The sequence below is a fragment of the Pseudomonas sp. GW-45 genome (assembly GCF_056896675.1).
Window position 1 is genome coordinate 78,992 of the sequence record NZ_JBXHBH010000002.1, and the last position, 22,248, is coordinate 101,239.

Consider the following 22,248-nt stretch of genomic DNA (forward strand, 5'->3'; position numbering starts at 1 on the left):
CATCCTCAGTTACGCTTTTATTGCCCTGTGAGTCATACCAAGACACTCAAGATAATCGTTAAAAATAGAAGGGTCAGTAGCCATTAAAGGGCTTGGTCGAATCACCTGTCGGTGCATATTACTAGATAAAAAGAGATTTGATTCATATACAAATTGGCTTGCGCGTGTCCCATCATCGGTAAGTGGCGGGCTACCTGCAGAGCCACCTTTAAGCCAGTTAGCCAAAATATCATCTGGCGGGCAGACAAGGAAAAGCTTTTCACGAACCCGCGTCATCCCTACATAAAAAAGCCGGCGCTCGTCTTCAAGGTGTGCAGACATCATATCAAATGAAATGACCTTATCCTTTTGAGCCTTCATCTTCATTGGAAACCGACCCTGAGCGAGCCCGATCATCATAACAACCGGCCATTCAAGTCCCTTTGACCTATGAATGCTTGTGATATGAATAGCGTCAGTTGAGGATTTCGCACGATCTGAAAATGAACGTAAATCATCAATGTGGTTTAGGAAACCAATAAGCGACAAACCACCGAACTCTTTAACGTAATTCTTAAATGCGAGAACTAGAGATATGGCATCATCCGCATCAGCAGCACTAGACATTGAGTTTTTAATTAATGTCTCGATGTCGAGCTGACTACAGATCGAGTCTAACAATTTAAAGGGGTTTACCTGCTTAGCTTTAGGCGTGAGGGCGCGAAGCTTATTCCAGAGCAATCTTTTTTCATGGAGTTTTTCAGAAAGAAGACCTTCAGTTTTTTTCAAGTGAGATGAAGCGAAGGTAGCGAAGCCGCGACCCTGATCAGGCTCATTTAGAACACATGCACAAAGCTGCTTGGAGTGCTCGAATGACTGTAGAAATGGTGGGCACTGAATAATCTTGCGTAGCTCAAAAATAGACTTCATATCGGGCTCACCAACATACGCCCTGGGTGCAATGCGGCCAGAGGCAATGCCCATCCAACCAAGAAGAGAGACGATCCACGGATTATCAAGGACCGAAGCGTTGTCACCTCCTTCTAGACGAAAAGGAATGCATGATTCTAAAAGGCTGAACTGAGCAGAAGCCGTGTGAGAGTAAGCACGGGCCAGCAAGACAATATCGTTAAGCTTGCGCCCAGCTGTAATCTCACGATTGATGGTGTCTTTAACAGGATTAGTCTTAGGGTGCTCGATAAGAAGCGTTAGGGAAGTGACTGGCGCTTGATCACCTGAAATACAAAGCTTATCAGCTCGATCCGTATTGTTTGTGATTACATAGTTTGCTGCACAGCTCAACGAGTGACCGTAACGCCAAGTTCGCGTTAGCCTGTAGCTAATCGCACCGGGGAAATCGAGCAGGAAGTCACGCAGGATATAAGACGGCTTTGCACCCCTCCAAGTATAAATCGTCTGGTCATCATCACCAACAACCATCACGCGCGCGACAGAGCCCGCTGTGAATCGAATTAGAGCTTGCTGGGCCTCGCAGATATCTTGGTACTCATCAACGATAATATGCTTGTAACGATCTGCTGCAGCTGCTGCAGCTTTGGTGTTTGACTTCATTATCATAACGGGGTCGTAAATCAAATCTGAAAAGAAACGCAGCTCAGCAGACGCACGAGCCTTCTCAAAAATAGCGTAATAATCAATGAACCAGATGTACTGTGAAGGCCAATCACCATTAGCCCAAACCTGACCGGGCGTTAAAAGATCACTTTTAACGCGGTCAATGAACCCTAAAAAGGCATCAGCCACAAGATTCGGGTATTTGTGACCACGGATTTCGCATTCTTTTTGGATCACCTTTGCAGTGAAATACCGTGCCCTATTCGGATTGGCGTCAAACTCCCAAGCAGGCGCAAAGCCTGAAGCAACAAGCCGCTTAAGCGTAAGAGTACCCAAGCGATGATAGGTGACCGATAAAGGTGAATTGCGCTTACCTAAACGTTTCGAGAGCTTATCTGACATCTCCTCTGAAGCAGCTTTGTTGAACATCACTGCAATGAGATGTGCTGGATCGACCCTCTTAGCTTCAATGAGGTATGCGATACGCTCAATCATCGTAAATGACTTACCGGAGCCCGCAACAGCGAGGACTACAGCATGCTTATCAATAGGATGCACAACAATTGCGGACTGCTCAGTAGAAAGTGGCATAAATCAGGTCAAGGCGCGGTGCAAAATTGCTTAGCTTCTACAACACCACAATCACTATTGCTAACCTCAAGCCACCCATAGCCAGCAACATGAACGTGCATCAAAGGCTTCCAGGTAGTCGCATCAATGTCATCAACACTCAAACGGACACCAGAAATATCGTGAGCTACGCCATTAGCACAAAAATTAGTAACAGATAAAGTAACGTTCCAGTCCTGACCAGCATCGCATAGGTACTTAGTAGCTTCCACACCAGTACGCATCATTGAAATATCCAGTTCCATTTGAGAAGCTGATGCAACAACGATAGGGCTTTGAACAACGGATGTTCCCCACAAAGGCGCAGTGGCCGATGAGTCATAACGCTCAAAAGTAGATTCAGACCCCATACCGTTATTTAATAAAATCTGCCCTGAATAAGTCGAATCTCCAAACGTATCTTTGTACCAGCTCGCCGCATGAGCCAACACCGGCATTGAAGCCAGACCCAAAGCTGATGTGACGCAAAGAGCTTTAAATATTCCAGTAACAATCATATTTTAAATCTCCAATCTAGAACATTCGTGATTATAAAAGTCAACTTCAGTCACCGTTAATTGCTTTGCGCCAGTAATAGAGGCTGTAGAGCTTGTTGACTACAGCTGTAGGTGGGGAAACCTCAGGATACCCAATATCCTGCTCAACTAACTGAACATTAATCGGTTCACGGTTTAACCAAATAACAGTGGCCCATACGTCACGACCTCCTACCTGGCCGAGAACAAGATAAAAGTCTAAACGTACTGACTTAAGCTTAAAGCCTTCAGCCCATTGTTTAAATTGGCCACGATTTTGAACGACAACATTAGCTGCTTTTATTATCCGACGCTGCTGCTGCCCATTTGAATAGATTTTAACAACCATCATGTCACCAACAACACGCTCAATATAGCCTTGATATGATTCTGCTTTCATGACTTCTAAATTAGCCTGATCACCAACCTTTGCAGCCCATACACCAGCATAATAAGTATAAACAATTCTGTTTTTAACGCTTTCAAGACCAAGTGCTCTACCTACCGATGATGATGATACAGACCAAAAGGAAACAGAAAGAATCGCGACTAAAAACAACCAGGATACACGCGCAGACCATCTGGCCGCAGTCGGATGCTCGTATCTCCATTGAGTATAGGCATCAAACAATTCAGACGACCCACTATCGTTTGGTTTAGGCTTTTTCAAAATCATCTTCTGTAGATTATGATGCTCTGCTTTATGTCTTCTTAAACGCTTATCCAGATCAGCAATTCGCTGATCAAGCTGATCATCACTCATCAACTGCTCCTAGAATCGCTCAAACTCTACGCTAAGATCATCATTAGCAACTGAGAGGATAACATTGTTACCGGAAAGCCCTTTCAACTTTGGGAACAGAATCTCTTCAGTTTGTGTGTCACGAATAGGCATAGTTGTGATTGATTTGCCCCAACCCCAAAAGTCACCATTTACAACAGCACCAAGTTTATTTACACCACCAATGAGCGGTCTATAGTTGAGTAGAAAAAGCTGACTAGTCGTTGCAACTTGACTTTGTGAGAGGTTTCCATTATCTGATTCTGACTGTAGGCGCTCTTGTGCTACCTCGGCTGGAACTGAGAAAACTGGCTCTCTGAAAGCAGCCTCAATCAACATATCGTTCAATTGAGTGACCTCTACAGCTTGTACATCAGTTTTAGCCTCAACAAGAGGAAGATCTTTAAATTTCGCACTAATCGAACCTTCTATTGGAGAAGAATTAACTTCGCCATATACAGGTTCATATTGAAGCTCAGCAGTACGTCCTGAAATAAGATTCCAACAAACAACAGATGCAAAAACACCCGCAGCTAATACTAATAAGTTCAAATGCTCTGAGCTGAGACTATTTTCAATTTTCATGTGCGTACCTTCAAACAAAAATCATTAACCTCAGCAAAAGGCTTTCTCGAATCTTTATCAAAGCCAATTGCAACCGAACCAATTGAAATATCTTTGCGCTCTGAAACAGATCTTAGGCCCTGACGTAGCTGACCGATATTATTTGCTTTAACCGTTAGGAAATTACCCTGGCTACCGATACAAAGCTTCTGAAGCCCAACATCAACTCCTTGGACACTTATTACATCAGAACCTGTTTGTGAAATAGTGTCAGCATTAACCATCAGACCATAGCGTTCAAGATCAAATCCACGGTAAAGCTCGACTAGATCGTTAGTGTTATCTGATGAAGTAAAGGTTCTTTCCCATACAGCATTAACTGGTTGTAAAGCCTGATAAGCTGCTTTCCATTCAGCTAATCTTTGATTGGCTGAAAGTTGACGATCTTTGATTACATTAATATTGTTCACGGCTGACGGTATTGAAGCGATGAATGCCGACGCAAAGCTAATACCAACAATTAAAGAAATCATTTTTTTAGTTAGCATGCGGTTTACTCCCCATTAACTGATAACGCCAGTAATCACGCTCAATTTCATTAGAAGCAATTACCTCTTCACGATGAGAGACTAAACGAAAGTCAAAACCAGAGGATTCGCTTAATCCCCGAATAACATATTCACCTTGTACACGCGCACTATCATTGACTTGAGGTAATGAGATTTCAACAACAAAATCACCAACTGATTGCATACCACCCTGAGTTTGAATCTGTGCCGCTTTATCAGAATCAAAACCAAATACCTGAATATTATGTATTACAACACCATCAAGCATTGAAACACGGCCAAGGAGAGTATCTAACATGTCGATAACTTTACGATTGCTATTGTCCTCACCTAACAAAAAATCGCGGTAACGCAACAGATCTAATGATTGCGTTGAATTCTGGTAAGTTTCCTCAAATCCAGCAACATCCCTATAATAAATATCACGCTCATTCTGCAAACCAAACCAAGCCCAAGCTAAAACGCCGGTGAATATAGCCAAACCCCCTAAACTCAACATCACACCAGCTAACGGTTCCCAGCTTTCTTCAACACCTTGTTTTTTAGAAAAGATCTTTCTTTTAATAGAAGAATTCTGAACAACCCTGCCTGCCATTGAAAATTGAGGCAACTCGACCAAATCACATAAAGGAGGCTCAGGAAGCGGATCACACCATTGAATTAAATGATCAGGGTATGCGTCTACGATTTCCTTAAGCATGAGGTCAACCATCATGCCGTTAAAATCAGAATGCTTTTCATAAGTCGCTTGTAATGCAAAACCAGTAAATACTAAGACTTCAAGATAAACCTGAGAGCTAGATGTATTTATTCCACCGCCGATAATAATTGTATTTTCTTTCTGAGCTAAACCGTAAGCCAGATATTGATCAACCGAAACAGATACTAAACCCTGGTATTGATTGACAATACTTACGGCTTGCTTATCAAGTGCTACATAAAGGTGGCCTTTACCACGGCCTTTGGCTGCTTTACGTTTTGGCTGGATAACATATTCTTCGTTATCCATGTCATCAAGATCATCAATTGCCTCTTTACTATGTGTAAAAAAACAAAGCTCACCACCAAGGCATATTGGCTCTTTAACGCCTTCAGAAATAAGAGAATCTAATTGTAAATTAGATGATACATAAATCATTAATAGACCCTCAATTAAAGACCTGACATACGCAAGGCGAGCATTTCGCCCATTGTTGTATAAAGAAGACCAAGAGGCGCAACAATCAAAACGCCAACTATTGCCAATGCAAGTGTTTGAAGAGTTCCGATGCGGCGTTGAATAATCTCTTTACCATCTTCTAGCATGACAGCTCCAAACTCACGCATAGGAGTTTCCCAATCACCATCATCAGCTTGTGCGAAAGCAAGGCGTAAATACGGTGGCCATAATACATCTGAGTGGCGTGGATCACTTTCAGGTTTGCCCTCCGACCTAGCAGCATAGGCAATTCCTTTAATTGGGAAATCTTTACGGAAAGCTAACATCCCTGCTCGTAATGGGGGCGGAAGGATGTCGATTACGAGGTCAATACGGCGGTTCGCGTCGAGGCCAGCTGCAGAGACGGTCTGAATATATTGTGCTAAAACGCCAAATTTAAGATTGGCATAAGAAGAACCAATGAAACGCACCTTAATGATAGAGCTTATGACTAGATCTACCATATACGACTGAACAGATGGTCTTGTAATCATGAATGCCGAACCAATTAATATAATTAGTGAAACTATAGATACTGATTCAATATTTGAAATAAAGAAGGCATTGGTAGCAATTGCCATCTGTATCATCATACTGGGTTCATAACTAGCAGGAGCCCCATTTGAAAGGCTTTCATATATCATAGGAATGAGCCCAATAAAAAACACCAACGAAACAATTACTCCAAAAAATGTAAGCACAACAGGCAAAACTAGTTTATTCAGAATCTTTTGAATCTCACATTGGGTTTTTGCTGCAATCCAGATTTGCTCAAAAACTTTGCCGAGCGTTCCAGACTCTTCACCTGCACGAACAACTGAAAGCGTTGATTCATCGAATAAAGAGCTTACAGCCTCGGAAAACTGAACACCTTTTGTGTTAATTGCGATGGCGCCCTGGTGTAACCGTGTACGGTATTTTGGTAGTAAATCACCAGTGTTCTTTAAAACCTCAGATGCGGATAAGGAGCCGGCATTTAAAAGGTTCCTCAGAATAAATGCGACATCACGAAGTTCGGAGGCCTTTGTTATCTTACTAGCTGATTTATTCATAGTAATACTGAGTCCAATTCAATTGTTCCGTCTAGAAAAAAGACAAAGGCACTTTTAAACAGTGTTATATCAGAGTCAGAAGCCCCTTGAGCCTTCATCCAGTCAGACTCATCGTTACTAAGCAACAGCTCGCGCACTTGAGGGTTCATTGTCATGAGACCATGCACAGGAACCATTGCGTTGTACCCCATCGAACAGCTTTTGCAGCCTTCCTTATTAATAACCCGATGCGTTTTAGGCATTTTGACAGAATTAATGTCTAGCCCCCTGCTCGCTGCATAAGGTAAAAACTTTGACCTGTCTTCATCTGTAAATTCTTTTTCGGTGCTACAAACAGGGCACAATGTCGGAATCAACCGCTGAGCTAATATTCCATCTAGAACATTTACCAAATCAAATCGGCGCTCTTTGTCCAAAAAGCTAGCTAAGCGTCTATAGCCAAGAACGGGGTCATTAGCATGTGTTGTAGTTAGTACAAGGTGACCAGTGTTAGCCGCATCAATCGAGACCATACAGCTCTCTTTATCTCGTACCTCACCGACAAATATCAAATCTGGATCGTGCCGAAGTATAGACCTTAATGACATCCCGAATTTATCAACACCTGTCTCAACATAATGATGTTGAGAAACGTCAATGTGGTGAACGCCTGGCAAGATACGCTCAACAGGCTGCTCTACACTGACGCGCTTAAGCGTACTTCCATATTCATCATTGTGACTGCAAATCATGCCTCCAATAGTGGTTGACTTGCCTGAACCAGTCGGACCACAAACAACGAACAAGCCATATTTCCTGCGAGCGGCATAATTAAGTTCTTTCTGAACCAGCGCGCTAATATTAAGTGACGCCAAGCTAATACTTTTGGTAGTTTTCGGCATGATACGGATTGAAACTGAAATTGCAGGAAACCTAGATTCCTCTAGCGGTATAAATGACAATCTAAGGAACGCCTGACCGAATTTACCCTCGAAGCTTAAATTCCCATCAGCTGGCTGACGTAACGTTCCAGCAGTTTTACTTGCTCGGCTACGTGCAATTAATAGTCTGACAACAGACTCTCGCTCTTCTGTTGTCAAACTTATTTGAGTGTTTTCTAATCGCTGGTAACGTCGAAATTGTATAATTCCCTTTCCATTTTCGTAGTCAGGAACTATAGAGACATCATTGATATCTTGACTGATAGCTTCATTTAAAATCCTTACAATCTGAGCTATTACTGGGTCTTTAGCCCCTTCAGACTGCGAAATTATCTGCAGTGCTTGTTCTTGAGCTACCCGAGAACCATCACCATCACTAATCTGCTGGTGATAAGATGAGAAGACTGTGCTTTCAGCTACGGCAGTATGGAACTCAACTCGATCTGGTCTTTTACCAATCTCTTCGGCGAACTTGGTATAAAGTGGGTTTTGTAATCTTTCACTTTTGCCCATAGTCCGAAAATGCATCATCTTTTCAAAATCACCGAACATCATAACAACTGTTTCACCACATAAAACAGGAATCACATCTAACAGATTCATTTCGTGGCTTAGGTTGTTCTTAACACCCTTAGCAAAAGGATGAACAACTATACTTTGCATTGTTCTCGATATGTACGGTAATCCGATCTGAACACATAGGATTTCATCAATGCGTGTGCTCAGACCTTTAATAGAACCCCTTAGATATTCAAGTGATCGAACATCTTTAGGTTTCGACAGCAAAAGGTTATCCACAATCGTCGAACTTGATATTTCTAATCCGACAAGAATCTCTCCTACACGTTTACCCTTTAATCCCAGAACGTTGGCAGCGTGCTCATAAATGAGTTCATTTGCTGTTTCCGAAAAGCCCCATTTATTGATCAACAGGTCTACTTCTGTATCGTTCAGATTCGCTGCCATGATTACTCCAGAATAGCTTCTTCCGCCAATATAACGGGCTGATTGTATCTATATAAAGATGTTCGATTGATTAAGGCTATAGAGTTTTTACTACGCTTACTTAATAATATCCCTTGGCCCCAATAATTAAACAAATCATCACATGTTAAAGGGACTACAGAATCTAACATGTATACCCCTTGGCATGAGACTGCGTTACCGGTGTACCCAACTGCTAAAGGCAAGGATACTGTTGTGCCATCAACAATATCAGTAAATACGGAATCGCTACTATATCGCCTAAACAACTTTGTTATTGTACGCTTCAGTCGAGCACTTTCTCCTTGCATAATTAATTCATAATCATCAAGGGTCTCAAGCTTGGCCCACAAACTATTAACCGAACCGCACCACAACAAACCTGTCTGAAAATCTCCACTTCCACACGTATTATTTACACCTAATACATAATCTGTGTTACCTAGAGGCAGTTTAGGGTTTTCGTACCATAGACCGGTTCGCCAAAAACGCCATCCATTTAGAGTTAAATATGAGCCTGTAGCATCGCTATTGATAAGCTTTGATCTATTATTTACATTTAGGTATTCATAACCTGGTTCTGCTCTAGCTGTTTGTACATCATTATAACTTAACGAGGCTGCTGCTAAGCGTTGGTCATGAATTGCAAACTGTAATTCTGCGATATCACCTGCAATCAACTCGCTACGTGATTGACCATATTTTTCAAATGTTGGAGCAGTGGCCATATCAATTGCTACCATGTAGAAGACACTTAGCACGACAGATATCAATATGGCCATTTTTGCTTACCTTATGGGTAAATTAGCATTGTGATAGTGCGTAGACCACCAGTAGGCGCAGTCCAACGCAATGTCTCACCGGTAGTATTAGCCGTATCCGTGTAAGCCACACCTTCTTTAGAAGCGACCTCGCGGAACACTTCATTTGGAACGCGACCAAATTCGACACATACACGGTTAGTTGGGCAGGAGGTCATAGTGAACCCTACGTCATAGTTCATCATTGTAAAGTTGGCACCATTAACAACAATCTTACCTTGCAATGGACGCATATTAAGCTGGTCAAAACGATCCTTATATGCTGCTGCAACAGATTCATTACCCTTTACAAGTACATCCATCATGTCGTCACCTGACGCTGAGATGGGGTTTGATGCAGACGTATTAATCCCTGTACCTAAGTTGACGTTTAAAAAGCCTACAGCTCGACCCAGCTCATTGCTCATAGACCGCACTGCTGCTGCGTTAGCTGAGTTAGTACCGCCGCCTAGTGCAGAGACAGTAAGGAAAAACAAGATACCAAGGATTACAACAACAACAATCAATTCAATAAGCGTGAAACCCTTTTGATTCTTCTTCGGGGCGCGCTTGGACATCAGGTTTACATTCATTGTATTGCTCCGTTTGTTTACTAGTTAAAAAGTTAGTATTGCTGCATCGCTTATTACTGTTGGCACGCCTAAAGAGGTAGTACCTTTGTTAATTCTTAAAGCTCCATAATGAGGCGGTGAATTATGTGTACCCGTTCCTGCTGGGTCATAATCCCTACAGTAACTAATAATTCCGCCCCACGGTGTTACTCCATATTCTGATTTGTCCAAACCAAGCTGCGTTAAAACATCGACATTTGCCGCAGACAATGTATACCACCCATCACGACAACCCATATTTGCGACTGGATTTGTATTACCTAGATCTAACCCACCATTGTTCGTTGGAAAAAAGTTCGTAGTTGAATCAGCTGACGAAAGCCTAACCTTGTTATGAAAATCGACATTAAATCTTTCAGTCAACATATTTAAACGGCCCGCTGTAATCTTTAGCAAATTCTTCTGCTCTGAAAGACTACTAAACGCTACTGCGCCATAATCTGATCCTACTGTTTTCCAACTAGAATAGTTTCCTGAAGTTAAAACCGGGCTGTCACCTGGTGGGTTACTTGAGCTTGCTGACGTATAGCATGCTGTCGCTGCGCCACATCTCGTACTATATACAACTGCATAATCATACGTGAGACGCATTGACGGCCCTGTAGTAACAAATAAAGGCATGTTGAACGTCAAGTCAGAAACACGCTGGTATACCCTTGCATTTTGTACAACAGCATTATCAAAGTTAATTTGGTTAGGCCCAACACCCGTGCTTTTTAATAAAACACCAAGTGCTATTGATTCTGAATTCGTTGAGGCCTCGTTAAACAAACCTGCAACAATTGGTGCTGAAGTGTTCACAGGGTCTGGCAAACGAGATTTCATAACCCCAGTTCTTGTACGTGAAAAGTCTATCATCGCGTTTGCAAGATTTCGGTTTGTAATCTCATTTTCATCTTTCTTCGCTGCTTCCATAAACATGAATGCTGACGATACTAGCGGCGCTACAGCAGCAATCAATATGCCGAGTATTACCACGCTTATTATTAGCTCAATAAGCGTGAAACCATCACTTTTATGGCGCTGCTGCATCATCTTCATATTTATTTATTCACCCGAAGTGTTAATGCTAAGTAATAGGTACTCTTTGAGTCAGAAAACTTCTTTTGACCCATGAATGCTGAAAATGGATTATTGTTGGCGTTGTAACCTGGAATACCTGATCCTGAAGAGTCTGATGATTCTGAAATTTGTCCCCCAATGATCATCATATCGCCATCGCGCATTAGTACTTCTCCGCTGTAATTGGAATCTCGAATTAGCGGAATGACACTAGGGATGCTTTGTATTTCGCCATCTGATCCCGTGATGTACTGGACAGATTCAAAAATTCCTGTTTGGACAGATTGACTAAATGTTATTGGCGACCGCACGTAGCCAGTCGTTGCGTCAAAATAAGGAACGATCCGCAGCAAATTGCCGACTTTGAATGGAACAAGTTCATTCCGAGTTCCTACAACACTTCCTTCGCCAGTACCTGAAGCGGTGTCCTGGCTTATCTGGTTGTAAAACAAAGTGTCGTATTGACCGAACTCACCAGGAACACCATTAGTTACTGCCACTCGGGGGCGCTGCATAACACTGAACTCAGCGTTAGCTTCTAGGTAGGCAAGAAATGCCTGCGCTGGGTTTCCTGTTAGCTTTTGAATACCGATCAGACTGCCAGCAATAGCGTCACCTCCGGGAGCGGCTACACCTGAGGGTGATACGGTTACGCCACCCAGTGCATTGTTAGTGACCGCCAACCCAAGCTCGCCGCTTGCAAATGAGGCGAACCCAGCCATGTCCACACCTTCTTGGCGGTCCTTTGAGGTAGTTACCGCAATCAGCATCCCTTCATAAATGAGAGTTACGCCGTTGTCGTTTTTAATGTTGTCTATGTATTTGGCAACCGATTCAGCCACCCAATGAGGTGCTTGAATTGTGATGGCGCCTGTTGATGGGTTTACTGTTGCCTGACCAATTTGCTGGGGCGAGCAATACTGACTAGCAGAACCAGAATCCGGCTGTTGAATGTTAGCCATCGCCCCTAGCTGTGCTCCAAACGCTCCCCCTGATGGTCCAGCGCCTGCAGCTGGCATGCCTGTTATTCCAGCAAGGCCGGGTAGATTTGCCATCGTAGGAATAGAAGAAGGCGCAACAGAATTTGGAATACATTGCGTCATTAGAGCTTGCAGCTCTTCATTAATGTTTTTCCAGAAATCACCTTCTATGGTGACCTTACCAGTCCCGGTATCAAGCCCAGTTGAAACGCCCAGTGAAGTAGATTCGCTACCAGTGCCCGACGATCCGCCGCTTGAACCACCACCTTCAGTACCGATATTCCCGGTCATCGAACCTGATGAATACTCCGTTACACGCTCTCCCAGCTTCACATAGAACGTTCTGGCCCGGTTTGGCATGATGACGACATAATTGCCTTCATCACTTACTTCATAGTCCAGCCCCATAGGGCCGAACAGCATCCGCATAGCGGATACGCCATCAATGCCATTTACACCGAAACCGTTGTACCGGTAGCCTTCAAGAGCCAACGTGGACATAACAGCAATGCCCTGCTCACGAAGCATTTGAGCAATTGTGTGGGCAGTGATGCCTGTTTGTCCGCGTGATGGATTTAGAGTTACTTTCTTGTCACGCAACCACCGGTGACGCTCAAGCTCGATACGCTCACCAACATTAGGCGTATCAGTAATCCGAACACGGGACTCTCTTGGCGCTTCCATTTGCTTCTGCCAATCCGCAACCTCTTGGCTGTGTCTTTTGGTTGTGGTCGTATATTGGCCATTCGGAGTCGTACAGCCGACCACACCTATTGTTAAGCCTAAGCTCAGCGCAAGCATTGAAAAACGCATCAACGAATCTCCTTCAGAACATAGATTTTGCGCTGACTCAGGTTTACGTCAGCCTCAATTGGATGAAGCAGAAGTAACTTAGCCATCGCCTCCTGGAAGGTTTCTGCTTTGATGGTGTAGTCAGCTTGAATGCGGTAATCACCTTCAATGTCCCACTTAGGGGCATTCCAGCCATTAAGCTCGGATAGGCGCACTACGTTTTCAAAGAGCGTGCCTTTGAGGACAAGCATGGTATGAACTGGCACTACTTTGATTGGCTCAGCTGCTGGGATTTCAGGCTGTGCGATGACCTTCACGCCCGCTTCCATTTTTTCAGTATTGGCTGCGGCTAATTCTGAATTGGTCTCTTCTACCTGAGGCTTCTCAACAACTGCCGGCTTTGGCTCTTCGATAATTCGTACACGCTCTACTTGAGCCAACAACCCAGCGCGACCAGGCTTCATCATTACTACGCGGTCATACCAGTCGATGTGGAATTGCAAAGCGTAACGATCACCCAGCTGGGCCAAAACATCTGGCCAAGCTTCACCCCCAAGGTAGGAAATATCGTCTGGGATTTTGTTGCTTTTCAGATCCGGGTCTCGGTATATCTGCCAACCATGAGGAACGATCATTGACATACCGGTAGGGAAAGGCACCTCATCCGCAAAACCTTCAACAACACTTGGTGTACCAGATCCACGCTGCGTGACAGGCATGTATGCCAGATCAACTAAAAGCTCTGCATCAGCTAACCGGCGTTGACGTGCGCTCATGTCTGCTGGTGATTGGCGAAACGCACCGAAGCCTTGTGGTGAAGCATGAGTGCGAGCACCCATCAAGCCCTGCTCATCAGAAGTAACGCCGCTTCCATGAAGTGCAAAGCCAGCTTCCGCGAATGATGCACAGGCTATACAGGCCATCCCCGCTGCCACCACAAATCTATGCTTCATCAACCCCACCCCCAGACCTTTTGTTCAGAATCGCTTGATCGCGACTAAATTGGTTTCGCAGGGCATGACGCATCCACTCCTGCATTACATGAGGGCTCTGCTCTTCAAGTGCCTCAATGTGCTTAACGAGAAGAGAGTCAATGGACGCCTCCCCATCCTTTATTTGCATCCGTAGTTGGCGACGAAAAACAGTTGCACTCATTTCCTTGAATCCCCTGGCAGCTTGTATGTGAGAACAACCGCTTTCATGTCGATATTGACGATGACCTCCGCGCTATCTGAGGCCTGATAGCCCGCATCGGCTAGCCAATAGATAGGAGGCCTACGCTGCTCAGTCAGAACAACCATCATTGGAACCGGAGGCTTGCTGCCGTAGACGACTGGATCAGCCCAACCAATAGCGGAGGTTAAGGATTTCAAAAAAACCTCAAGCTCCCCATGAAATCCGCCTTCCAGCAACAGCGGCGCTCTAAGCTCACTTGGCACCGTTGAAAGGTCGATTCCGTATTCTTGGGTTACACGTGAGGGGGAATTCTTAACGCTCTCAGCTAACGCCGCTTGCTCAGCAGCACGGGCAATTCGTAGTGCGGATTCATTGAGTGCATCGACAGCTGGATCGCCATGCGTCATCAACGGCTGCTTGGGAGAAGCTGCGCACCCGGCCAACATTGCCAGAGCACAAACTATTAAGAATCGTGTCACTTTGAACCTCACTAATATTCAGTATTGTAATACTCTACCGAATTACTGCTGAAGTCAACACGAGCGATGCTGAAAAAAACACCATACAGAAACAAAAAAACCGCCTGAATAATCAAGGCGGTTCATATACTTAGGGTAATTTATGTTAGCTAACCGACCTTCATTCGGTGCTCTACATCCGATATCACCTGTTGTTCAGTGCTATTAGCCAAATCATCGGTAAAAAGGTCTTTTTCAATAAGCTTTCCATCATGAGCCTGTAATAAGCTGTCTTCATCCTCTGTGATCAGATCAGTAAGGTAGTCCTCAAGCATGGTCAGGTACGGGTCGGGACCGTTATCAACCTTGTTAAAGTTTTGCTCTGAGAACCATTTATCCAGCTCATCCTTAGCCATCAATGCGTCTTCAAGCTCCTGCTCATGCTCCCAGACCTCATCGAAATCAACTGCCCCCAGAATCTCCAATGAGCGGTGTAACCTGGCTTGATCAACTTTGAGCTTTTCAATCCGTTCATCAGCTGCAAACCAGTCACGTGCCCCACGGCCTAGCACGACTGAATTCTTGGAAATATTCGTTATGTTCGTAGGAAGCTCCTGATCGCCAATCATCCCGCGAATAGTCACCTCCTTGAGGTTATTCATGTGAATACTCAGCTGTATTTCACCAACGCTGATATTGAGTGGGACTCTGCTTTCGTTAGACCTCATTAACTTGGCTTCTAGAACTGGTGCCCGAGACTGGATGGCCTCGCCAACCTCCTTAGCGTATAGCCAAGATGTATCAGCATCCTGCACGCCCATGACTGAGCCTCGTACAGTCGCTACGCGGTATTTTGAATCTGGGAGAGCAGCCAGTACCTTTGCTTCAATGCTTAGCCGAGTATCAATAAATGCCAGCTCCCTGTTGTACCGGTTAGCTGCCGAATAACGATTTACTTTGTCTCCCTCCCAATTCCTTTTAGCCCTCAGCAGCTTTGCAACCTTATCGTCAGTCATAACCTTGTCGCGCACCTTGGGCTCACCGGTGGTCACAGCCAATACCTCAGCATGACCCATATCCATCTCTTCACTGGCTTCGCGGCTACAGTTGTCTGGGTCCATAAGAGCCTGAGTAATGAAGTCTTGCTTCCTCTTATTCGTCTCCCACGAAAATATGTCGAAACTACCTACGGTGGTATATCGGTACTCATCAACCTCATCAAAGAAGAGATTACCGCGTCTCGCAATACGTCCGATTCGCTGCTCGATATCGGATGGTCGCCACGGACAGTCAACGTTGTGTAGAGCACACAGTCGATCTTGAACGTTAGTGCCTACCCCCATCTTCTCTGTTGAACCAATAAGAACGCGCACCTCACCGCTTCGCACCTTCGCAAAGAGAACCTCCTTTGCATCGTTGGTCTTAGCGTCGTGAATAAACACAACTTCTTTAGCCGGCATACCCAAAGCCATCAGCTCATCTTTAAGCCGCTGGTATACAGAAAACTCTTTATTCTTGTTAGGTGTACCCAAATCAGCAAAGACAAGCTGAGTGCCTTTAATGTCTGAATGCCGCTCGTAAACCTCATAAACATTCTTGGCTACAGCAGTCATCTTCCTTGATGAGTCATCTGGCAGCTTTGGATTCAGTAACCGCATATCCAAAGCAGCTTTACGGCCACCAGTAGCAATTGACAGCATGTTATCTTCGTCTGGCTTCACTGACCCATTGCGGATAGCGACAGCGCGCCGGGTGAGGTGACCCATAAATGCTTGCTGCCAAACGGTAGGTTCAAGCGCTATGATTTTGGTGTTTACAAGCGGCGTAGGTAGCTTCAGCTCAGTCTTAGACTTCACATCAGCAAATGTCCTAAACAGCTTAATCATTTCAGGCAAATTCACGAACTGAGCAAAGCGCTCATTGACTCTGAAACCGTTACCTTCTGGGAGCGCTTCGAGGTTACTGACTACCCTGCCAAATCGTTTAGCCCACTCATCAAAATGACCAATCCCGATATGCTCCATAATTTCTGGCCGCAAAATTCGGTTATGAACGTACATCTCACACATCGAATTTGAGATAGGGGTGCCAGTGAAAAAGAATGCCCCAAATGATTTGCCATGCAAGTCACGTAGGTAATCAACCAGATTGCTCATATTTTCAGCACGTTTAGATCCACCTGTGGTGATACCTAGAACGTTCAAGCTGCTATTAAGTGCAAGGTTCTTGTACAGGTGAGCTTCATCCACAAGCATGCAATCAATGCCCAGATCCACAATGCTGATGATACGCGCGCGTTCAGTGTCGGCTTCATGAGCTTCGATCAATGCTAATCGCTGACTTACGAGCGTGTTTAAGCGTGCTTGTAGGGAGCGCTCTGCCCTCCTTGAGTCAGTCTCAGATATTTTTGCGTTACATACATCAATCTGCTGCTCTAGGTTGTTGAGCTGGACATCAAGCGGCGCGCTAATCTGATTAAGGAGGCTATGCGTGCAAACCACCATGTCCCAATCATTATTACGAGCGATAGCAAGGAAGCGCTTACGGTTGTTGCCACTTAAGTCGTCGTTAGTGACCATGAGGATTCGTGCGCCTGGATACATCTGTTTGGCTTCACGAGTAATCTGACCAAGCATGTGATTAGGCACGGCAATGACAGGCTTTGAGTGCATCCCTATTTGCTTCAGCTTGATTGCAATGGCAACCATCTCGAATGTCTTACCCGCTCCCACTGGGTGTGCTGCCATAGTGTTGTGGCCCATCATGGCACGAGCAACCATGTTGTACTGATGGGGCATTGGCTTCCACGTCTCGGAGAGACCGGGGAATGTTATGCGGCTACCGTCTGGGTTCGGTAAACGAACCACGTTACAGGTAGCGTTGTAAATCTCCGCAAAGCGCTCTGCACGCTCAGGGTCAGCACACACCCAGCTGTAAAAGCCATTATTAATCTCGTCCTGCTTCCCTCGCGACTCCTGGGTGGCCGTGCCATCAACTTGGGTCTTACCTGTCACATCTTTGTAGGTATGAGTAGGCCTTTGCCCATTCATTAGCTTCTCTAGGAGAATTTCAAATGACGCATTACTTGTGCCATATATGGTTGTACGCTGGGCATCAAATTCACGCTTAAAGCCTGCCGATACATCTATGGTCCACATGCCGGATGTTGCGTTATATCTGGCTTTGAAATCAGCTTCTGTTAGCTTTTCACCAACCAGCGATGAAACGAAATCCCTGATGTCTGAATCAGGTATCCAGTTCACCCCAAGGTTGATTGCGATATCGCTGAAAGGTACAAGCCGAGGCTGGGCATCGAGCAAAGCGTCATAGTTGATTTTAAATTTGTCGCTATGTGCAAGGGAGGTTTCAACCTCTTTAAGTTTGGCAACAACGTTTCCTGAAAGGTACTCGTCCGCACTTACCCACAAACCCGTTTGGTGGTCTTGGAAAATGAGGGTTCCGTTAAGCGATTGGACAATCTCACTTTCATCAATTCCTGAAAGCGAAGACATCAATTCAAGATCGACTTTACCTGTTCGGTCAAACGACACGAAATATGCGTCTTCAGCAGTTTCAATAACGGCTTGAGTGGTATTGCGCATGATCCGCTTTGTGAAAATATCGGACAGGGCAACAACAGACTCTTGGTCTTCATCCCATATCTCTAAAGCCAGCACCTCTGAAGAGCCAGCATCGTCACCGAACAACATGCCGGCACTGCCATTGACAGGGCCATAGGCCTCAACGAACTCGCTATACAGCATGGAAGCTGTACCTTGGGCACTGGCAAGCAAATCGTCATCATCGCTCATCTGTGCTGTGACAAGCTGTCTAGCGGCATCCCTAAGGCCTATATATGCCTTGATCAGCTCCTGCTTGTCACCTCTGTAACCAGGGTCACCAATGAGATACCGTTTACCGTTGTGAATGCCTTCGTCGTCAAAGGTATCTACGATATCTAAAATACTGATTACCTTGCCGTCATTGATCGCGTAGTCACCAATAAACCCGGCATATTCGCTGATGAAACCAGTACTTATTTCACTTAAATCTGGCGAAATCCTTTTGTTGGCGACTACATTGGTGCCTTCGGCTTTAACCCACGAAGATTTGTTTACCAAGCCTTCAGGAACATTTTCAACGATAAGCTCAGATAGCTTGTGGTAAACATCTGCTTCTGTGCCAATGCCATTCCCTGTAGTGGTCTGCAAACCATAACCAAAGGCACCCATCACGGCAGCTTGCTTGCCAATGATGTGATCTGGATTTTCGTGGAAATACTGGTTGAAGTTAAGTTCTACAGGCTCGCCACCCGTAGCAAACTGCTGCGATACCGTTCTAGTGAAATCGTATGAAGGCCGCGTGCCTGGTGGCCGTTTCTGCAGAATCAGTAGATCGGTAGTAACGGAAGCATTTTGATTGCCGAATACTTGAATTGGGAGACGAAAGGCAGCTACCAAATCAGCTCTATCCATCATCTGCTCTCGGATGGCTGAAGATGCTTTATCCATGCTGCCACTGGATGTAAGTACCGCCATAACGCCACCGGCCTTAAGGTGGTCTAGACTCCGAACAATGAAATAGTCATGTACGTGAGTGGCCTTAGGGTAGCGCCGATCAAAGACCTTACTTTCTCCAAAGGGCACGTTGCCAATAACCGCGTCAAAATTGTTGTCAAGAACCGCACTTTCAAGCCTTGATTCTACGTAAATAGCGTCTGGGGCAATTACACGGGCAAAGCGTAATGCAATAGGGTCACACTCAACCCCAACCAGCGTGCCATGCTGCTGAACACTCTCAGGAGCGTTCGCAAAGAAATGGCCGGCACCACATCCAGGTTCAAAGAAACGTCCACTAGACGGAACGCCAGCACGCTCTACGGCAAGCCACACTTGCTGAGTTAGGGCATTTGGTGTGTAATAACTTTCGAGGCGATTCTTTGCGACGACTTCATTAAAACGCCCACTATCCATTCCCAGGTGAACCGCCACTCTCTTGCCTGAGAAGTTCTTGCTATCCCTAGCATTGTCAGTTCTTACCTCCTGATAAATGCCACCCCAACCAGTGAAGGCAACAATTTGCTTCTTCTCGCGGGGAGTAAGACTGGCAATACCATTGGTTTCAGCACCATCCAAAACAGAAAAAGCATCCATTGCTGTCCACGTTCTTACGCGGGCACCATAATCGTTTTCATTAAAAGCGATGTCTTCGCGCGTAATACCGCGCCATACGCGGTCAATGGCTGGAACTGAAAGTTCGTCTTCATCAACAAACGCTTGATCGGCAACCTCTGAGTCATCCTGAATTCCTACGCTGATATTGACCGAATCATCAATATCGGACGATAAAGCTACGTCTGCATGGCCTTGAGATGACTCATCAAGCTCTGGCTCTGTTGAATTCAGCGAAGTAAGATTTTGAGCCTCACCTCCAAATTCTACTGGTCCTCTTGGCTCATCAGTTCCAGACTTTTCACTATCTCGCTGATCAGTATTTCTTGAGCCGACATCTTCGCGTGTCGATTCCAGCTCACTCGTTGCATGTGATCCGCGTCCTCTGTCAGAGGGTTCATCTTGCGCCACTGGCGCTCCAACTGATCCGCCTCCTTGAGCAACTGGGTTTGCTGTCGGTTGAGAAACGATTCCAGCTCGTTGCTTTCGCTCAGGCGGGCCATCAACTGAGGGTGACTCTTCAGCATTATCTCGTGGACCATCCGAGACCAATAAGGCATTCCCTTCATTTCCGGCATCATTGTCGCGTCGAGGGGCAGGTTCAGGTAGGACTCGTGGTGTGGTGAGTTCAGTGACATTGGAAGTCTCCGGGGTTGAACCCTTCTGTTGTGTTTTGACCGGTGCCTTATGGCGTACAGCAATGGCCGGAATAATCTTTTCGACCGGCATCATAATCAATGGTGCCCGATCAAACTGTTGCTTAATCAGCCCATGTGTCATGCCAGACATAGGCCTAGTCCAATAGGACTGCTTTACAAATCGTGTGTCGTGCTTGAATCCAAGCGCTGAAAGCCTGTCTTTGTACTTTTCAATTCCTGGGCCAGCGACCACAAGAACATGGCTTGTTTTGCCAGTCGTATCGCGGGCCATAAAAAGATGAAGCCCGTACATTTTTAAATCTAACCAAGGCTTTTCCATAACACTCCCCCCTCCAAATTAAAAGCCCACCAAAGCAGGTGGGCTCTTAAGTAATTACATAGTTGGACGTGAACGACGCGCTTGCAGACGTGCCTCAGCCACGTTCAGGATGTCATCGAAGTCGTCATCGGGAGGTGGCATAGAAGTGCCTGAGCCCATTTGTTCCATAGCCGCAATATCATCAGCAAATTGCTCATAATCTTCGGGGTCAAAATCTGGGAATTGATCATCACCTGCAGATGGTGAAACAGACGCGGGGTATTGGTCACCCACATCATTCTGCGGGCTCACCTTACTGTCAGGTACTTTGTCGTTGATGGGTTCTTTAACCCTGCTAGCCTGCTCGTTTGGAGCCGAGGTGTCGTTTGTTGGGCTCTGAAGCTTCTGAGCTTCTAGCTCATGCACGGTAAGTGGAATCGCTTTGTGAAGCTTCCCTGCATTACCTGGTACAACATCCACGACAATCATGCGGTTGGTTCGAGACAATTTCAGGTGAGCGAAAGCGCCCTCCTTCCATCCAAAAAAGACGTTGGGTTTCCCAGTAATCTCGTTTGGGCGGTTGCCCTCTGTTTGGCCAAACATCTTCGGAGCACTCAAGTATTTTTGAGTTTCGCCACCAAGGCTACCCATACCGACATTTACAGTGAAGCCGGGAATGGCGGCAAAAGAGAACGTTGCCAATTGGTCCTTGGAGAATTTACCGACTTCAGACAACAGAGCGACTAAGGTTTTATTTCTTTCGATACTGGTCTTTAGGTGCTCTAGTATCTCTTTGTCGGTTGGATGGCGCATATTCCCATTAGCATCCTCGACCGGGGGCTTACCAAAGATATTAACTGGTGTGCCCGCAATCCGTATCGCAACCAATGGATTTAGCCCTTTAACCGGGGCATCCCACAGGCCCTTCCCCGCGAGGTCGTGAGTAATGCTGCTTTGCTTCTCTGAAGCCCAAGGTTTCATCAAGGGCAAGAGGATGTTGGGTAAATCATCAGCGTTAAAATGATCAGCCGATACACTCTTGCAGTTCACCTCATGGTCCAATGCTCGTACAGAAGCGCTCCACATACTGTTTTCAGACGACTGTTTTGGTGCCTGAGGCTGAATAGTGGCGGCAATAAAGAAGTCTTCGTTGTATGAGTGAAAATAAGGTGCTTTGAATCGCTTCACATCCTTCGCAACTCCCAAATCTTCAACCTTGTCAGCTCGAAAAATAGAGCCTACTTCTGGCTTCGCTTGCCCTGATGCCGACAGCTTTGAATAAACAGCCACCTGCTCATCAGTGTGAATATCTCTGCCCATAACACGGAACGAATCAGGGTTGCCCTTCTCTGTTGCGAAGTGCGCCACCTCAATAGCGAGGTAATACGGCTTCCGAGACTGTGTTTTACGTTGCGTTTGAAATGATTGCGCAACCTGCTGTTCAATATTCACT

16 protein-coding genes are annotated in these 22,248 nt (G+C 45.4%); all 16 read right to left on the reverse strand.

The genetic code is table 11. The features are described 5' to 3' along the window. Nucleotides 1-9 precede the first annotated feature (9 nt). Nucleotides 10-2,145 (reverse strand): ATP-dependent helicase, encoded by a 2,136-nt coding sequence (locus AC1XYH_RS19455; protein WP_483326604.1) that lies wholly within the window; start codon nt 2,143-2,145, stop codon nt 10-12. A gap of 8 nt (nt 2,146-2,153) precedes the next feature. After that, entirely contained in the window at nt 2,154-2,681 is a 528-nt protein-coding gene (locus AC1XYH_RS19460; RefSeq protein ID WP_483326605.1) for a hypothetical protein, read from the reverse strand. A 46-nt stretch (nt 2,682-2,727) separates the two neighbouring features. Further along, a complete protein-coding gene (locus AC1XYH_RS19465) occupies nt 2,728-3,462 on the reverse strand; it encodes a hypothetical protein (RefSeq protein WP_483326606.1) in 735 nt (244 codons plus the stop codon). 9 nt (nt 3,463-3,471) lie between these two features. Continuing rightward, on the reverse strand, nt 3,472-4,065 hold the full coding sequence (locus AC1XYH_RS19470; RefSeq protein WP_483326607.1) for a hypothetical protein: 594 nt from the start codon (nt 4,063-4,065) through the stop codon (nt 3,472-3,474). After that, on the reverse strand, nt 4,062-4,592 hold the full coding sequence (locus tag AC1XYH_RS19475) for a hypothetical protein (RefSeq protein ID WP_483326608.1): 531 nt from the start codon (nt 4,590-4,592) through the stop codon (nt 4,062-4,064). Before AC1XYH_RS19475 ends, AC1XYH_RS19470 begins: the two co-directional genes overlap by 4 nt. Continuing rightward, nucleotides 4,582-5,751: a hypothetical protein gene (locus AC1XYH_RS19480; RefSeq protein ID WP_483326609.1), complete on the reverse strand. Its 1,170-nt coding sequence runs from the start codon at nt 5,749-5,751 to the stop codon at nt 4,582-4,584. The genes AC1XYH_RS19475 and AC1XYH_RS19480 overlap by 11 nt, the downstream gene beginning before the upstream one ends. A gap of 14 nt (nt 5,752-5,765) precedes the next feature. Next, nucleotides 5,766-6,863 carry a type II secretion system F family protein gene (locus AC1XYH_RS19485; protein ID WP_483326610.1) on the reverse strand — a complete coding sequence of 366 codons (1,098 nt, stop codon included), beginning with the start codon at nt 6,861-6,863 and terminating at the stop codon, nt 5,766-5,768. Further along, on the reverse strand, nt 6,860-8,749 hold the full coding sequence (locus AC1XYH_RS19490) for a GspE/PulE family protein (RefSeq protein WP_483326611.1): 1,890 nt from the start codon (nt 8,747-8,749) through the stop codon (nt 6,860-6,862). Before AC1XYH_RS19490 ends, AC1XYH_RS19485 begins: the two co-directional genes overlap by 4 nt. A 2-nt stretch (nt 8,750-8,751) precedes the next feature. Then, nucleotides 8,752-9,549, reverse strand: a complete 798-nt coding sequence (locus tag AC1XYH_RS19495) for a hypothetical protein (protein WP_483326612.1) — start codon at nt 9,547-9,549, stop codon at nt 8,752-8,754. Between the two features lie 11 nt (nt 9,550-9,560). Then, nucleotides 9,561-10,160, reverse strand: coding sequence for a prepilin-type N-terminal cleavage/methylation domain-containing protein (locus AC1XYH_RS19500; RefSeq protein WP_483326613.1), 600 nt, complete (start codon nt 10,158-10,160; stop codon nt 9,561-9,563). A 24-nt stretch (nt 10,161-10,184) separates the two neighbouring features. Next, nucleotides 10,185-11,240, reverse strand: a complete 1,056-nt coding sequence (locus AC1XYH_RS19505; protein WP_483326614.1) for a type II secretion system protein — start codon at nt 11,238-11,240, stop codon at nt 10,185-10,187. 2 nt (nt 11,241-11,242) lie between these two features. Beyond that, nucleotides 11,243-13,054, reverse strand: a complete 1,812-nt coding sequence (locus tag AC1XYH_RS19510) for a hypothetical protein (protein WP_483326615.1) — start codon at nt 13,052-13,054, stop codon at nt 11,243-11,245. Continuing rightward, complete coding sequence (locus AC1XYH_RS19515) at nt 13,054-13,986, reverse strand: hypothetical protein (RefSeq protein ID WP_483326616.1); 933 nt, start codon at nt 13,984-13,986, stop codon at nt 13,054-13,056. The genes AC1XYH_RS19510 and AC1XYH_RS19515 overlap by 1 nt, the downstream gene beginning before the upstream one ends. 198 nt (nt 13,987-14,184) lie before the next feature. Beyond that, nucleotides 14,185-14,616, reverse strand: coding sequence for a DotD/TraH family lipoprotein (locus AC1XYH_RS19520; protein ID WP_483326617.1), 432 nt, complete (start codon nt 14,614-14,616; stop codon nt 14,185-14,187). Nucleotides 14,617-14,837: 221 nt separating this feature from the next. After that, nucleotides 14,838-20,816 (reverse strand): N-6 DNA methylase, encoded by a 5,979-nt coding sequence (locus AC1XYH_RS19525; RefSeq protein WP_483326618.1) that lies wholly within the window; start codon nt 20,814-20,816, stop codon nt 14,838-14,840. Between the two features lie 54 nt (nt 20,817-20,870). Then, entirely contained in the window at nt 20,871-22,247 is a 1,377-nt protein-coding gene (locus tag AC1XYH_RS19530; protein WP_483326436.1) for a hypothetical protein, read from the reverse strand. Nucleotide 22,248 lies beyond the last annotated feature (1 nt).

Bases quoted from the DNA above. Each gene is read 5' to 3' on its own strand.
- AC1XYH_RS19455 (WP_483326604.1), bottom strand. From the start codon at position 2,145: ATGCCACTTTCTACTGAGCAGTCCGCAATTGTTGTGCATCCTATTGAT.
- AC1XYH_RS19515 (WP_483326616.1), bottom strand. From the start codon at position 13,986: ATGAAGCATAGATTTGTGGTGGCAGCGGGGATGGCCTGTATAGCCTGT.
- AC1XYH_RS19485 (WP_483326610.1), bottom strand. From the start codon at position 6,863: ATGAATAAATCAGCTAGTAAGATAACAAAGGCCTCCGAACTTCGTGAT.
- AC1XYH_RS19480 (WP_483326609.1), bottom strand. From the start codon at position 5,751: ATGATTTATGTATCATCTAATTTACAATTAGATTCTCTTATTTCTGAA.
- AC1XYH_RS19465 (WP_483326606.1), bottom strand. From the start codon at position 3,462: ATGAGTGATGATCAGCTTGATCAGCGAATTGCTGATCTGGATAAGCGT.
- AC1XYH_RS19500 (WP_483326613.1), bottom strand. From the start codon at position 10,160: ATGAATGTAAACCTGATGTCCAAGCGCGCCCCGAAGAAGAATCAAAAG.
- AC1XYH_RS19470 (WP_483326607.1), bottom strand. From the start codon at position 4,065: ATGAAAATTGAAAATAGTCTCAGCTCAGAGCATTTGAACTTATTAGTA.
- AC1XYH_RS19505 (WP_483326614.1), bottom strand. From the start codon at position 11,240: ATGAAGATGATGCAGCAGCGCCATAAAAGTGATGGTTTCACGCTTATT.
- AC1XYH_RS19525 (WP_483326618.1), bottom strand. From the start codon at position 20,816: ATGGAAAAGCCTTGGTTAGATTTAAAAATGTACGGGCTTCATCTTTTT.
- AC1XYH_RS19510 (WP_483326615.1), bottom strand. From the start codon at position 13,054: ATGCGTTTTTCAATGCTTGCGCTGAGCTTAGGCTTAACAATAGGTGTG.
- AC1XYH_RS19475 (WP_483326608.1), bottom strand. From the start codon at position 4,592: ATGCTAACTAAAAAAATGATTTCTTTAATTGTTGGTATTAGCTTTGCG.
- AC1XYH_RS19460 (WP_483326605.1), bottom strand. From the start codon at position 2,681: ATGATTGTTACTGGAATATTTAAAGCTCTTTGCGTCACATCAGCTTTG.
- AC1XYH_RS19495 (WP_483326612.1), bottom strand. From the start codon at position 9,549: ATGGCCATATTGATATCTGTCGTGCTAAGTGTCTTCTACATGGTAGCA.
- AC1XYH_RS19490 (WP_483326611.1), bottom strand. From the start codon at position 8,749: ATGGCAGCGAATCTGAACGATACAGAAGTAGACCTGTTGATCAATAAA.
- AC1XYH_RS19520 (WP_483326617.1), bottom strand. From the start codon at position 14,616: ATGACGCATGGCGATCCAGCTGTCGATGCACTCAATGAATCCGCACTA.